Source organism: Bythopirellula superficialaquae, assembly GCF_059632245.1.
In genome coordinates, this window is the sequence record NZ_CP197426.1 from 917101 (window position 1) to 931176 (window position 14076).

At 56.6% G+C, this 14076-nt stretch carries 14 protein-coding genes; 6 read left to right on the plus strand and 8 right to left on the minus strand.

The genetic code is table 11. From position 1 onward, the window contains the following. Positions 1-36 precede the first annotated feature (36 nt). From cysC to glgP, 3 genes are all read right to left on the minus strand, one after another. Positions 37-693, minus strand: a complete 657-nt coding sequence (gene cysC, locus SH678x_RS03810) for an adenylyl-sulfate kinase (RefSeq protein ID WP_496921557.1) — start codon at positions 691-693, stop codon at positions 37-39. A 22-nt stretch (positions 694-715) separates the two neighbouring features. Then, complete coding sequence (locus SH678x_RS03815; RefSeq protein ID WP_496921558.1) at positions 716-1807, minus strand: acyl-CoA dehydrogenase family protein; 1092 nt, start codon at positions 1805-1807, stop codon at positions 716-718. 90 nt (positions 1808-1897) lie between these two features. After that, positions 1898-4105 (minus strand): alpha-glucan family phosphorylase, encoded by a 2208-nt coding sequence (gene glgP, locus SH678x_RS03820; protein ID WP_496921559.1) that lies wholly within the window; start codon positions 4103-4105, stop codon positions 1898-1900. Between the two features lie 597 nt (positions 4106-4702). On the opposite strand from glgP, the gene metF reads away from it, so the two are divergent. The 4 genes from metF (at position 4703) to SH678x_RS03840 (ending at position 7785) form a co-directional block, all read left to right on the plus strand. Next, entirely contained in the window at positions 4703-5578 is an 876-nt protein-coding gene (metF, locus tag SH678x_RS03825) for a methylenetetrahydrofolate reductase [NAD(P)H] (protein WP_496921560.1), read from the plus strand. Between the two features lie 50 nt (positions 5579-5628). Continuing rightward, a complete protein-coding gene (locus tag SH678x_RS03830) occupies positions 5629-7131 on the plus strand; it encodes a serine/threonine-protein kinase (RefSeq protein WP_496921561.1) in 1503 nt (500 codons plus the stop codon). 172 nt (positions 7132-7303) lie between these two features. Next, positions 7304-7492 (plus strand): hypothetical protein, encoded by a 189-nt coding sequence (locus SH678x_RS03835; protein ID WP_496921562.1) that lies wholly within the window; start codon positions 7304-7306, stop codon positions 7490-7492. Then, positions 7480-7785: a hypothetical protein gene (locus SH678x_RS03840; protein ID WP_496921563.1), complete on the plus strand. Its 306-nt coding sequence runs from the start codon at positions 7480-7482 to the stop codon at positions 7783-7785. The genes SH678x_RS03835 and SH678x_RS03840 overlap by 13 nt, the downstream gene beginning before the upstream one ends. Before the next feature lie 7 nt (positions 7786-7792). Here SH678x_RS03840 and SH678x_RS03845 read toward each other — a convergent pair whose 3' ends face one another. Continuing rightward, entirely contained in the window at positions 7793-8527 is a 735-nt protein-coding gene (locus SH678x_RS03845) for a hypothetical protein (RefSeq protein WP_496921564.1), read from the minus strand. A 175-nt stretch (positions 8528-8702) separates the two neighbouring features. Between SH678x_RS03845 and SH678x_RS03850 the strand changes: the two genes are divergently transcribed. Next, a complete protein-coding gene (locus SH678x_RS03850; RefSeq protein ID WP_496921565.1) occupies positions 8703-9944 on the plus strand; it encodes a glycosyltransferase in 1242 nt (413 codons plus the stop codon). A 24-nt stretch (positions 9945-9968) separates the two neighbouring features. On the opposite strand, the gene SH678x_RS03855 is transcribed toward SH678x_RS03850, so the two are convergent. Next, a complete protein-coding gene (locus SH678x_RS03855) occupies positions 9969-10883 on the minus strand; it encodes a tetratricopeptide repeat protein (RefSeq protein ID WP_496921566.1) in 915 nt (304 codons plus the stop codon). Positions 10884-11066: 183 nt separating this feature from the next. Between SH678x_RS03855 and SH678x_RS03860 the strand changes: the two genes are divergently transcribed. Beyond that, a complete protein-coding gene (locus SH678x_RS03860) occupies positions 11067-11564 on the plus strand; it encodes a hypothetical protein (protein WP_496921567.1) in 498 nt (165 codons plus the stop codon). A 130-nt stretch (positions 11565-11694) separates the two neighbouring features. Here SH678x_RS03860 and SH678x_RS03865 read toward each other — a convergent pair whose 3' ends face one another. The 3 genes from SH678x_RS03865 to SH678x_RS03875 all read right to left on the minus strand — a co-directional run bounded on the left by SH678x_RS03865 (position 11695) and on the right by SH678x_RS03875 (position 13910). Beyond that, on the minus strand, positions 11695-11973 hold the full coding sequence (locus SH678x_RS03865) for a hypothetical protein (RefSeq protein ID WP_496921568.1): 279 nt from the start codon (positions 11971-11973) through the stop codon (positions 11695-11697). Between the two features lie 143 nt (positions 11974-12116). Continuing rightward, the gene (locus tag SH678x_RS03870) at positions 12117-12797 is read right to left on the minus strand and encodes an FHA domain-containing protein (RefSeq protein WP_496921569.1); all 681 of its coding nucleotides are present in this window, start codon (positions 12795-12797) and stop codon (positions 12117-12119) included. A gap of 384 nt (positions 12798-13181) precedes the next feature. Beyond that, a complete protein-coding gene (locus SH678x_RS03875) occupies positions 13182-13910 on the minus strand; it encodes a lipoyl protein ligase domain-containing protein (protein WP_496921570.1) in 729 nt (242 codons plus the stop codon). Between the last annotated feature and the right edge of the window lie 166 nt (positions 13911-14076).

Below are 14076 nucleotides of genomic sequence, written 5' to 3' on the forward strand. Positions count from 1 at the left end.
TGCCGCAATTGAGTGATTCAAATCACTAGCAGTACGCTAGCTGATCTTGCCGAGTTCAACCAAGCGGTCGATGACCTGCTGAGCAAGTTCGGGTGGTGCGAGCGTATTGGAATCAAGCACTAACTCAGGTTTTTCAGGGGCTTCGTAAGGAGAGCTAATACCGGTGAAGTTGGCAATTTCCCCCGCGCGAGCTTTCTTGTATAGCCCTTTGGGATCGCGAGCCTCGCAAGTTTCCAGCGAAGCATCGACAAATACTTCAATGAAATCTCCTGCGGGCAAACTGGCTCGCACCGAATCGCGATCGCCACGAAAGGGGCTCACGAACGCAGTGAGCGTAATGAGACCAGCGTTGGCGAGCAGCCCAGCCACGGCACCCACGCGGCGGATATTCTCTTCGCGGTCTTGTTGCGAAAAGCCCAAGCCAAACCGTTTACCGAATTCTTCGCCATATTGCTTTGCTAGCATGTCCGGCGTGGCATTCAGTCCGTGACGCACGTTATCACCATCGAGCAAATAACTGCGCACCTTGCGCTCCCACAGCAGCTTATCAACGACGTTGGCGATCGTGCTTTTGCCGCAGCCGCTCAGCCCGGTGAACCACACCACGCAGCCGCGGTGGCCATTGAGTGCTTCGCGATCCGCGCGGGAAACGCTTTGTTCGTGCCAAACAACAATCGGGTCTTCTGCCGCCATAAAAATTGATCCGCCGAGAAAATTAGTTCGCAATGCCTGCCAATTCACACAGATTGGCGGAAACAACCGGTTGAGGGCAACTCCAAACCAAAAAGAACAACGCCTCGCGGCACCAACGACCCACGGGATGGCCTTGCACGTAACCCGCCCCTTTGGCGGTCACGAGCGCGGCTTGAGTCGAACGGAGCACCAGGCTGTTGGCCCGTTGACGCAATGTTTCTGGTGAGCAACTTGGTTCACCCCGCACGACCGACATCAGCATGTTGTGTGTTTCTTGATAATCGTCTTCGAGTGCATCCAGTGGCTCAGTTAGCCCCGTGCGTTTGGTCGATTCCGTAGCCATGTAATCAAGCGCAGCCCGTGAAAGGCCCAACGCGAGCGTCGAAGTTTGATGGCCGCCCGTGCCAGCTCCCGAGCCAAGCGACATCACGTTCTCCACGGGCCCGGCAATCAACCAGCGATCTTCGACAAAAACTTGCTCGCAGCGTACTTCGCCCGTGTCGCTTGCCGAGACCCCAATCAATTGCGCGGGACGCGGCACTGAGACGCCCAGCAATTCTGTAGGTAGCGCGACCAAGACTTGTTCTGCCGTGGCCGCGCCGTTTTCCATCATCGTGGCTCCCGTCACCACATGTGCTGCATGCGGCGCTCCGGTCACCCAAGGGCTATAGCCGTCGAAGCTAAATCCGCCATCGACTCGTTCCGCTCGCAGCACGGGAGTCTTCACGTGTTGTCTGCTAGTGGTGAGATGCGAGATACCCACCGTGGCAAAACTCTTACCTGAAGCGAGATCGGGAAGCAAAAGTTCTTTGAGAGCTTCGTTGTCGCAAGTGGCGATCCGCCGGCAGGCCCCCGAGCGCTGCGTGATAATAAACGTCGTGGTGAGACATGCCCGGCTCAATTCCAAATAGCCGCGGACGATGTCTTCTTGATCCCAGCGCTGGCCACCCCACTCCGGTTCGAGAAACCACTCGAACACGCCGTACTCACCACACAGACGCAATTGCTCGGCGGGCCAATCCCCCGTGAGATCGGTGTCGCGCGCATGGGTGGCAAGCTGCTCGCACAGCTCGGCGAGGGCAGGGTGGTCAGGTGAGGTGATCTTAGCAGGCATGGGAAAGTGCGGCTGAAGGTTCTAACGCCCAGGGGTTGCAACCCCTGGGCTTTGAAATTCATTGTATCGCCGCAGCTAACGATCAGCCAACTACCGCATGTTCATGTCGGAGCTCAACCCACCCGCGGCCACCAAATAGGCGTGCTTCACGTAGTCCATCACCATGCGATGGGCGCTGAACCGCGCGGCCAGGGTCGCGATCGAGTTGGTCATCCGGTGAATCCATGCCTTGGGCAAGCCGTCGGTATCGCGGTCGTAGAAGAGCGGAATCACTTCTTCTTTGAGCACGCGCATCAAGTCTTCGGCATCGCGTTGATCGGCAATCGCTGTGTCGCGGTGCTGCATGCCGTGGCCGATGGCAAAGCCATTCATGCCATTGAATGCTTCCGCCCACCAGCCATCGAGAATCGAGCAATTCAAGCCGCCATTGAGCACGACCTTTTGGCCGCTGGTGCCCGAGGCTTCCAAAGGACGCCGAGGATTGTTCAACCACACGTCGACCCCTTGGGTCAGATGCCGACCGACGTTGATGTCGTAATCTTCCACAAAGACGATCTTGCCTGCGAAGCGCGGATCGAGCCGCAAGTTGGCAATTCCTTGAATCAACTTTTTACCCGGCTCGTCGGCGGGGTGGGCCTTGCCGGCGAACACGAATTGAATCGGATGATTTACGTCGTCGAGCAACTCCATGAAGAAATCTAGATTCTTCAAGAACAAGTCGGCACGCTTGTAAGTGGCAAATCGCCGCGCGAAGCCAATCGTCAGCGCGCTCGGATCAAGCACCATACGAGCCGCTTCGACGGACGCTTCATCTTCGTTGCGACGGCGGCATTGACGGCTCACACGACGACGGACGAATTCCAGCAAGCGACTCTTGAGCGCGTTGTGCGTTTCCCACAACTCGCCCGGGTCGATTGAGTAAACTTTCTGCCAGGTCTTGGCATCGCCCATCCGTTGTTGCCAATCGGAATCGAGGTACTTGTCGTAAAGCATCTGCATCGGATGTGCCAGCCAGCTCGGTACGTGTACGCCGTTGGTGATATGGCCGATGGGAATCTCTTCCTCGACCCGCCAGGGCCACAGGTGCGACCACATCCGCCGCGATACATAACCATGCAGCGAGCTCACGGCGTTGGCACGCCGGGATAGCTTCAGACCGATCACCGTCATGCAGAACAACTCGTTTTCGTTCTGCGGTTCAACGCGGCCGAGGCCCATCAGTTGTTCGTAGGAAATACCGATCTGTTGACGCAGTGGGCCCAAATGCTCTTCGACCAGTTTGCCTTCAAAGCGGTCGTGGCCGGCGGGTACCGGCGTGTGCGTGGTGAACACCGTGTGTTGAGCCACGTCGCGCAGGGCATCGTCGAACGACAGGCCGTCGTCGCTCATCCGCTCGCGAATAACTTCCAGTGGAGCAAACGCGCTGTGACCTTCATTCAGGTGATAGACGCCTGGGAAAATACTCAATGCCCGTAAAGCTTTGACGCCTCCCACCCCGAGGACCAATTCCTGGCGAATGCGAGTTCGCACGTCGCCACCATAGAGCCGGCTCGTCAGTTCGCGATCTTCTGGGCGATTGCCTTCGACGTCGCAGTCGAGCAAATACAACGGCACGCGGCCCACGCGCATCAACCACACCTTAGCGAGCAATTGACCGTCTAACGTGTCGATCGAGATGGTGATCGGCTTGCCGCTCTTATCACGGGCTGGCTCCATGGCAAGATTCTCAACTTTGGTGTCGAGATATTCTTCTTGCTGCCAACCTTCGGCATCGAGATGCTGCTTGAAATAGCCTTGGTCATAAAACAAACCAATAGCCACCAGGGGCACGCCCAATCCGCTTGCGCTTTTGATATGATCGCCGGAAAGCACGCCCAAACCGCCGGAGTATATCGGCACGGATTCGTGAATGCCGAACTCCGCCGAGAAGTAGGCGACCGGCATCGAACCCAACACGCCGGCCTCACGAGCACCCCACGTGCTTTGAGTATTTCCGAGATAATCCTTCATGCGGCGGTGCGCTTGATTAATGCGCGTGTAGAGCACCATTTCGCTCGCGCGTTGGGCCACTTGCTCGGGAGTCATCTCCGACAAAAGGGCCACCGGATTGTGATCCAATTGCCGCCAACGGACGGGATCCAAATCGCGGAACAACGCGACCACCTCGGGATGCCAGCTCCACCACAAGTTGCGCGACAGCGTCACCAACTTGTCGTAAAGAGCTTGAGGTGTGATTTCGGTCCAACTGTCGCGTGGGGGCTTGGCTACACTGCTGCCGGGGATCTCGGTTTGGCTCATAAGGGTCGCTTTCTCTAAGGGTCCCCAAAAAGTTGCCGCTAAAATCTTGGGATCGGACGTGCGAAAAATCCAATCGGCGTGACGCTTGCCTGCGCCCCGCGTAATCGTTCTGTTTGGCTTATCTTAGCAAATGCCCATCAAGCGTGAACAACCGGCAAAAAATGCCTGTTTCAAGTCTGCTGGATTATAACGGATCGGTGGGAGGGTTAGGCTCAAATTTCACCGCGGCAATCACTCACCGCAAGAGAAAGGCAAATTTCTGTGTGTTCAAGCGGAAGAAACTACGGTTGCTTGCAAGGTGGGAATGGCAAAGAATGCTTGTTTATCGGATGCCGCCGGTATGCCAATTAGCCTATATTATTCTCGCACGGATTGCCAGCAGGAAACGTTCGTTCCGGAGAACTGACAACACCCGGATGTTTGGCGAAGTCCCTGTGGAGCTGGGAGAAACAGTCAAGCTGTAAGTCCTGTGCGTGAGATTATTTGCGAGTAACCGACGGAAGGATTCCCGCAGAGGAAGTCTTTCATTGCGAATCACCGCCGCACAATTTACAGTAACAACCGCTCTATATTGCCACCGATTGGGAGATAACACTGTTGACGACGATTGCCCAGGCTTACGGTCCCGACAAGTTCGGCCTCTCCTTTGAATTGTTCCCCCCTAAGACCGAGGCGGGGGTGCTGGGGCTACAGGTTCATCTCGACCGCCTTGCTGCGTTCAAGCCGAGCTACATGACCTGCACATATGGGGCGGGGGGCTCGACCCAGAATCGCACGTTGGAAGTCATCTCTTCGGTGCGCAAGCAATACGATATCCCCGTGGCCACACATCTTACCTGTGTCGGCAGTACGGTCGATCAATTGCACTCCTATCTCGAACGCGCGCGGATCCTTGGTGTGAACAATGTCGTGGCTTTGCGTGGTGACCCCCCCAAAGGGGAAACCGCTTTTACGGCGGTTGAAGGTGGTTTTTCCTACGCGAACCAACTCGTGGAGTTTATTCGCCAAGAATTTTCCGACATGGGAATCGCCGTGGCGGGCTATCCCGAAACACACGTGGAAGCCCCCAGCCCAGAACAAGATCTCGCGAACCTGATGAACAAGGTCGACGCGGGAGCCGACGTTGTGATCACGCAATTGTTCTACGACAACGCCGACTTTTTCAGTTTCCGCGATCGCTGCGTCTCCTTGGGGATCAAAATTCCCATCGTTCCCGGTCTGCTTCCCGTGACCAACGGCGCGCAAATACAACGCATCACTTCGCTCTGCGGAGCGAAACTTCCGGCCAAGTTCCTGGCCGATCTGTCGAAACACGAAGATGGTTCGGAAGGACAGTTTGAAGTCGGCGTGGAATTCGCCATGAAGCAAACCGCCGAGCTCGTCGCCGCGGACGTGCCGGGTATCCATTATTATGTGCTCAATAAATCCGAAGCCACCGAGCGCGTGCTCAAAGGCGTCGGCATTCCTCGATAGATGAAGTTTAGAATTCAGAGCAACTTAACCGTGAGCGGCCAGAGAATGCGATGAGTGGAGTTGCCGTTCCCAGCGAGAATCTCACCGGACGCCAAGTCGGCGGCTATTTGGTTCTCCGGCGGCTTGGTTCGGGGGGGATGGCCGACGTTTATCTCTCCGAGCAGAAATCTTTGGGCCGGCAAGTCGCGCTCAAAGTGCTACATGCCCAACTCGCGCACGATCCCAGCTACATCGAGCGCTTCCACAATGAAGCCCGCGCCGCGGCTTCGCTCGTGCATCCCAACATCGTGCAGATATACGAAGTGGGGCACGCCGACGGAATCCATTTCATCGCGCAGGAATTTGTGGCCGGCAAAAGCCTCGACGAAATCCTCGCTCACAAAGGGGCCCTCGACCAGGGCGTGGTGCTCGACATCCTTCGGCAAGTCGCGTTAGCCCTGTGCAAAGCGGCGGAAGTCGGCATCGTTCACCGCGACATCAAGCCCGCCAACATCCTGTTCAGCACCACCGGCTCGGTGAAAGTAGCCGACTTCGGGCTCGCGCGGGTCCTTTCGGTCGACAACAAAACGCTCACGCAGGTGGGCGTCGCGATGGGGACACCGCTATATATGAGCCCCGAGCAAATCGAAGGCCGCCCCGTTGATGCCCGCAGCGATATCTATTCGCTCGGCGTGACCAGCTACCACCTGCTGGCCGGCGAACCGCCGCACACGGGCGAAACGGCCCTGGCGATTGCCGTGCAGCATCTCAACAAAGCGCCGCGTGCGCTCGACAGCGTGCGTGAAGGGTTGTCCGAGCGATTAGTCGACATCGTGCATCGCATGATGGCCAAGCAACCGACCGATCGCTACGCCTCTCCGTCGCAGTTGCTCACCGAACTGAAAGAACTAGCCGTTCAGGCCTCGCAATCCGGTTGGGCCGTGGGTCCTGAGGAATGGTCGCTCGTCGAATGGATTGCCACCAGCGATTCGCGCAGCGAAGCCAGCGCGGAACTCGGCATGCTCATGCGGGAAGAATCTCGCTTGCAATCCGTCGGTTGGAGTCGTCGTAAAACGATTGGGCTCTTGCTTGCGGCTATCGTGCTCGGCGGAATGTTGGGATTAGTCACCCAGCGGCAGCAATTTTTGCTCCGTGGTTCACGTACCGCGCCGATTCCTAAGCGCGAAACCGTCGGCGCGCAATTGTTCCATGCCAAGATGGTCGACAGCGAACCGGCGTGGCGAGCCGTGTGGGAAAATTTTCCCAACGAAGACCCATTCTACAAACAATTGGCCCAGCAAGGCTTGGTCCGGCACTTCTTGCTCGTCTCTCAGGAGCAAGCCGGCTACGACCGTGCCATACCAATTTTGCTACAACTCAAAGAGCAAGCGGGCGAAAACGATTCGCTCCAAGCGTTCACGCTCGCCGCGGAGTATCTCTGTCTCAAACAACTCGGCCACGAACGCGAAGCCGCGGAAGTCTATTCGCAACTCACCCCACCACTGCGCGACGAGCTGAACCGCAGCGAAAACCAGCTCTACGAATTGCTCGAATCCGCCGAAGCGAATCGCTAAGCGGCGGTGTCGCATAACCTCATCTGGTGGCCAAATCCAGCGAAAAATGGCCAAAATCCTCGCGCAAAAACCATGCATAAAATTAGTGTACAAATGTATATTTTTGGCCACCGATTTATGCTAGTTTTTTGTTCGTCCGCTAACACTCCTTTTCGTTCGAGGACGAACACCCATGCTCCACACTTTTTGCTTTGCCGAAGAGCCTGAACCTTGGTTGGAAGATCCCTGGGATGCCTTCCTGGCTGATGACGACGAACGCGATCCGCAGCCCGAGTACGGCGATTTCTGGCCCGAGAAAGATATCGATGGCCTATCACCCGCAACGTGGAAACCCCGGGAGGTGCCGCCATGTTGCCATTAGCCGTGGTCGACGAAATCCGGCAGTTGCTCGCGTTAGGAGAATTGTCGCAGAGACAGATCGCCGAGCAGCTTCAAGTAAGCCGCGGCACGGTGCATAACATTGCCTCGGGTAAGCGGGGGCACCATGGCCGCGAATTGCAAGAAGGATCAGCTAAATGCTTTTCGCATCCCCAGCGCTGTCCCGGTTGCGGAGCGATGGTCGCGATGCCGTGTGTGTTGTGCCGGGCGCGCGAGTTTCGGAACAATCGCCTTGTGCATCGCCGCATTAAACGAAGCTACAAGCGCGTGGCATAAAAAATCGCTACGGCCCACCGGTGGAATTAAAGATGGCCCAGAGACTCATGGCCACGTACATGAGCATCAATATCCACCAACCGAACACGAGAATGCCCGGCAGTTCGATGCCGATCACTTGAATTGCCAGTCCCAACACAGCGACGACACCCAGAATCAACGAAGCAGTGTTCGGACCAAACAAGGTGGCAATCGTCAACACAACCGCAGCCACGGCGAACGTGCCCATGATCTGCTTGAGCGAGAACGAAAAACTCAATGCCGGCTTTGTAGGAACCAACTCTTCTTCGTCGGGTTCCAAACCGGCCATCCGCTCAGTCACGACAGTTTCTTTTTTGCGAGATTGTTCCAGACGGGCTTCAATTTCCAGTCGCCGCCGTTCGCGTGCTAAACGCTCGCTGCGTTCTTTACGCAAGACGTACCACCAACCCGCCGCCAAGGTCATCAATCCGGCGATGAAAATGCCGTTGCAGCCACCCCCCAATTTGATGACCGACATGAATACGGCGACCAAAGCCGTCGCGACCAACAGATGCCAGGTCGTGAATCGAAAGCTCTTGAGGTCGTCGAGCCCAATTGCCTCGGCTTCGGTGGGAACGTCGAAGGTTTCCAGCCGCGCGGCTCGGGCTTCGGTTTCTTCCACTTGCCGCGTGGCACGCACCCGGGCATGCTCCAACACTTCCTCGTCGACGTCTTCGAGTTCCAACTCGTAGTCATCGTCTTCGTCGTCAGGATCGGCCATGGGGGTTATCTCGCGTTCCGGCGGGCAGGCTGCTTTTCCTTATTGTTGACTCCACGACGGCGAGCCGCAACGCTGATTTGCCCCCTTGTGAGCCGGTGTCCGCATTGCGACGATGCTTTAAACCATGCCGCTCGCGGCTTAGCGTTCTTGCTTAATCACGGGATTAAATACCAACATGAAGTTCCTCATCACCGCCCTCGGAAGTTACGGCGACGTCCATCCGATGGTCGGATTGGGCGCGACACTCCAAGCGCGGGGGCATCGCGCGGTGATCATTACCAACCCTCATTTCCAACAACTCGTGGAATCAATGGGGCTTGAATGCTTACCTCTGGGCACGGCCGAGGAATATCACACGCTGGCTCATCATCCCGATTTGTGGAATCCGACGCGCGGGCCGCGGCTCATTATGAGTTTGATGGCCCGCACACTTCGCAATTTGTATAACATCATCGAAGCGAACGTCGAACCAGGTAACACCGTGCTCGCCGCGCATTGCCTCGATTTCGCCAGCCGCATCTATCACGAGAAGCACGGCACGCCGATGGCGAGCATCCACTTCGCGCCGGTGGCCCTACGAAGTTTTCACGAGTCGCCGCAGATGTTTTTTATGCTGATGTATCCGTGGCTGCCGAAATGGTTTCGCCGATTGCAATTTTGGCTCGCCGATAAAGTCGTCGATTACTTATTGGCAGGTGAGATTAACTCGCTCCGCCGAGATTTGGATTTGCCACTCGTGAGTCGCGTGATGCACGAGTGGTATTTCTCCCCGCAAATGGTGCTCGGCTTATTTCCCGCGTGGTTCGGCCCGCCGCAACCCGATTGGCCTCCCAATACCCGCGTCACGGGCTTCCCGTTGTGGGATGAAGCGGTGGTCGAGCTTCCCGCGCCGGTCACGGAATTTTTGCAAGCTGGCACGCCGCCGATTGTGTTCGCCCCTGGCTCGGCGAACACCGACGCCGATTGGTTCTTCGCTGCTGCCGTCGAGTCGTGTGAGAATTTGAATCGGCGTGGGATATTGCTTTCACGCTATTCGACGCACATTCCCAAGCTGTTGCCACCGGGCGTTGTTCACTTTTCGTTCGTGCCATTCAGCCAACTCTTGCCCCACGCGGCGGCATTCGTGCATCACGGCGGCATCGGTTCCTGCGGACAAGGTTTAGCCGGCGGCGTGCCGCAGATCATCATGCCGATGGCCTACGACCAACTCGACAACGCTGCGCGATTACAGCGCCTGGGCGTAGCCGACGTATTGCCCCCCAAAAAGTTCACAGGGCCAAATCTCACCCGCGTACTCAACAAGTTGCTCTCAACTCCCAGCGTGGCAGAACGCGCTCAGCATTGGGCAACGGAAATGAAACAGCATGATGCACTCACCGAAACGTGCATCGAGCTCGAGCAGATCGCACCGAAATAGCCGCGATTCAACGAATCGCCGGTCTTAATACCTCACTGTCGATTTCGACTGCTGCACTGTGCGCGTGCCATCGGGCGGCGTCACCACCGGCGGAGCTCCCGACACCCCTTGGCTCGCCTGGAGCGAGGCCACGCGGGTTTCGATCGCCGGTTGAAAGCGATTGATCGCCAGCGAGCGTTGATAATTGGCGAGTGCTTGTTGCGTGTCGCCGGTTGATTCTCGCAGCCGGCCCAGAGCCGTTAAAGCGCGGCTGTTATGGGGATCAATCGTAATCGCCTGTTCCAAGCTGACGGCGGCTTGTTGTGTGTTGTTCGACTCTTCATACAACCGCGCCAGCTCGATCCGTGGTTCGGGACTCTGCGGATTGCGCGAGGCCCAGCCTTCGAGCAAGCGGTACGACGCATCCTGTCGACCCGTTTCGGCCAACAGCACCGCGAGCCCCCGATAACATTCCGTGCAGTTGGGATCGTAATCGAGACACTGGTTGTACAACTGCTCGGCTTGTTGCAAATCGGCGGGCCGATTGTAGAGCTTGCCGTTCTTATGCATTGCCGAAGCCAGGTTGTAGTAAGCACTCGCCGAGCTGGGGTTGCTCGCGATCGCTTTCTGGAACGTCTCGGCGGCTTGTTGATAGTTGCCGTTCTGATAGAGCCGCACACCCTCGGCATTGAGCGATTGCGACGTAAAGCCGTTACAACCAACTTGCACTCCGAGCGCGAACGCACAAAGCCCGGTGAACAGAACTTTGGTGGAAAAGGATGGGTGCATGGTGGCTGCCGCACGTCTTGCGCGTTCCTGGGGAACTTCGAGCGATAAGGTTTTGCCGGAAGAAACGGCTGCACGAATCGGCCGTTCTGGGCCGGAAAAATAGCAATCCTGGCCGTCGAACGCAACCCAAATGGCGGCTGGCGCGGCTGTGCGGCCACCCGAGCGAGCCATTCGCTGGCACAGCCAAAAACTCTCGCTAAACCGGACAATCCGCACCAACCGGAATCTTTACTGAAATCGGTTATTTTTCGTGGCCCATCCATTTTGCCCAGTCGCTATTCCGAAGATTGCTAGCATCTCACCACGAGATCGCCGTTTCCCACCTGCAATCTGTCCAACCAAGGAGCCCTCCCCATGGCGGTTAAGAAAGCCACAGCGACCACCACTTCCAGCAAGAAGAACAACGCCACCAAGACCGGTAAGCAAGTTCCTTCGCCCAAGGGACGTTTGGCCAAGACCGACAAGACCACCAGCGACGTTGCCACCGGCGACAAGGAAGTGACCATCGATCGTCGTCGCAACGCCCGTGAGGAGAGCACCAATCCCGCTGCTCCCCAACTTGAACGTCGCACCAAGGTTCAACGCCGTCGGCAGATTGATCCCACGACGTGCGAACGCGATTATTCCGATGAAGAAGTGGGTTTCATGAACGCCATGGACGAGTACAAGCGCACAAGCGGCCGGATGTTCCCTACGTGCAGCGAAGTCTTGGAAGTCATCCGCGGTCTGGGCTATGTGAAGCTCACCCCCGCCGAGCTCGCCACGATTCGCCCCGAAGTGACCGACAGCATGGTCGTAATGACCGAAGAGACGATCGACGAAGAAGCTGAATTCAGCTTCGATGAAGAATAAGAATACACAGCGTAAAGCTGATTAAGATATCCGCAATCGAATGAAGCGGGGTACGCAAGTGCCCCGCTTTGTTTTTGAAGATCGACACTTCCCTAGCCGCGACGCGACGCGTCGCAGGGTCTTGAAGTTTCTATTTCACCACGTCCGCGACGATATCGCGTAGCTCTTTGACTGAAACCTCGGCGAGATCCTTCCCCTTGCGGGCCAAGTGTTCGTTGATCTTGATGGCGGTCTCTTGCATCTGACCGTGTGTCTCCTGCGAGCCGCCAGCCAGTAAGAAGTTTGGTCCGCGCGTGATTCGCTTGTGGCCATCTTCGGCGTCGAACGCCAAGCCCAAAAGTCCCGCGCGGGGCTTCTCGGGCGCCTGTTGCTTATCGGGGAATTGTTCCGGTGGAATCCGTGAAGCCATGATCAATTCATCGGTGGGGTGAGTTGGCAGGAACGGGCCACTAAGCCGCTACAGATATTCTATCGGAGAGGCACGATCAAGGAAAACAGCGGATCCCCAGCCGGATCGCAATGCGATCCAGGAAGCCACAGAGATCAAGCGGCCTACCGCCGCCGATTCCACGAACGCAGCGCCTCAACCGCCGCTTCGCGGCTGTCCTTAGTGGCGGGCTGCTTAAGCTGCGGCGGAAGCTTACCAGGCTCTTTTTTGATTTTGGACTTATCAGCGGCACCGTCGTCTTCAATTTCGTCCTCGTGGACATCCACGGTGGCTGCCTCTTCGAGCTTCTTCACCGCTTCGCGCAGTTCGCTCGCCTTCGTGTCATCAAGCTTGATCGTTTGCGTATCGGAGAAGGAACCTCTCGGTTTATCGGTGTCGATGAGCCAACCAGAAATGTCTTCTACCCCAATGGGCCCACTGCTCTTGGCCGCGGTCCGTTCCACCGCTTCCGCGACGGTTTTCACTTCCGGCTTCTTTTCGTTGGCGAGCCCCGTGGAGATCGTCAGCATGAAGCCAAGCGAACCGATGACAATATCGTCGCCCGAATGGAGCTCGGTTACTCCGGTGATTTTCTCGCCGTTGACGACGGTGCCGTTGCGGCTGCCGAGATCTTCGATCGTCACTTTCGTGCCGTCGCGCCGGATTGCGCAATGCTTACGGCTAATCGATGTGCTCCCGGCGCAGAGGTGGCACTCGGGGCTGCGACCGATCAAGAATTCTTCTTTCTTGACGGCGATCTTGGCTCCAATTTTGGACCCTTTTGTGACTTTGAGAATTACATCCATGGCGCTGCCAGCCATTGTCAAAAAATAGCGCGGGTTCTGAGAAGGCAGCCTCAACTACGTTGATCCAGTAGGAATCAACCCAGTAAGGTCAGGGCCCAATACCATAAGGACATGTGGCACCCCGGCACGAATTCGCACCGCAACTACGGCGTGATTCGCGGACAAGGCGACATCCCCCCCGGGACCTCCTCATAACCGCAGAATATCACGAACTTGGGAACAAGCCTAATCTTCCTCGACTTGTTCCTTTGGAATTCTAGTAAGTGCAAGATGCTGTATAACCCCTCCGAAGAGGGGTGGTGGGCATCCGCTATCGCAACTCAGTCTCAGTGAGAAGCTTTAGGATGACCTACCGCTTTCATCGGCCTCGAAGCTGGACAGCGTTCACCGCTTTTCAGTCCAATGCCGATTTCCATACTTTTCATCGTGCAGAGTGACGGCCCACGCGCGACATTGACCGGAGAGGTTGCGCTCACCGAATTCAACGCCGATGGCTCGTGGAAGCTGCGTGATCAGTTCACTCGCTAGATAAGCTGTAACTAACCTAGTATCGCACACATCATTCAGACCTGCAAGTTCGGGGCCATGCTCCGAACGAGCAAGTAAGATGCTGCCATGCTGCAGAACGGCTCCGCGACTGCGGCGTTGGGCACTCCCTACGATTTTGTAATCGCCCGTCGCATTTGTCGGCTGAGCGATCAAATCTCCTGGGGAACGCCGTAAAAAGCACAGAAATGGCTCTGGCAGATTTTCACTAATCCCCGTTTTCTCGACCATGCGCAGGGTTGAAGCGGGACCGTTTTCTGGGAGCGAACTGCGCAATACCGCAACCAGCAACTCATGCACAGCGTTGTACAGACTTTGTGCATCGGTAGAGAGCGGATGCGTCGCTGGCAACGTCAAACTGTAAGTCAATTCGTGATCGTGCAGAATCGCCCCGCCGCCGCTTTGTCGCCTGACAACGGCCACATTCATGCTTGCAGGATGCTTCGCACGATCTGCGTATTTCTGGAAATAACCAAGCGATAGGGTCGGTTCATTCCACTCGTAGAAACGCAAGCTCGCGGTGCCGTCAGTCGCCGCTTCTTTTAAAAGCGCTTCATCAACCGCCATATTCCACGCGCCGCTTTGGGGCGGGTCAACAATGAGGCGGCACGGAAATGGAAACTTGGAATTGTTCAAAATTGGAATTAACCACAAAGCCACTAAGTACACAAAGAAAGACAGATAAGACTTTTCTTAGTGCCCTTTGTGTGTTAGTGGTGAAATCATTCTGAAA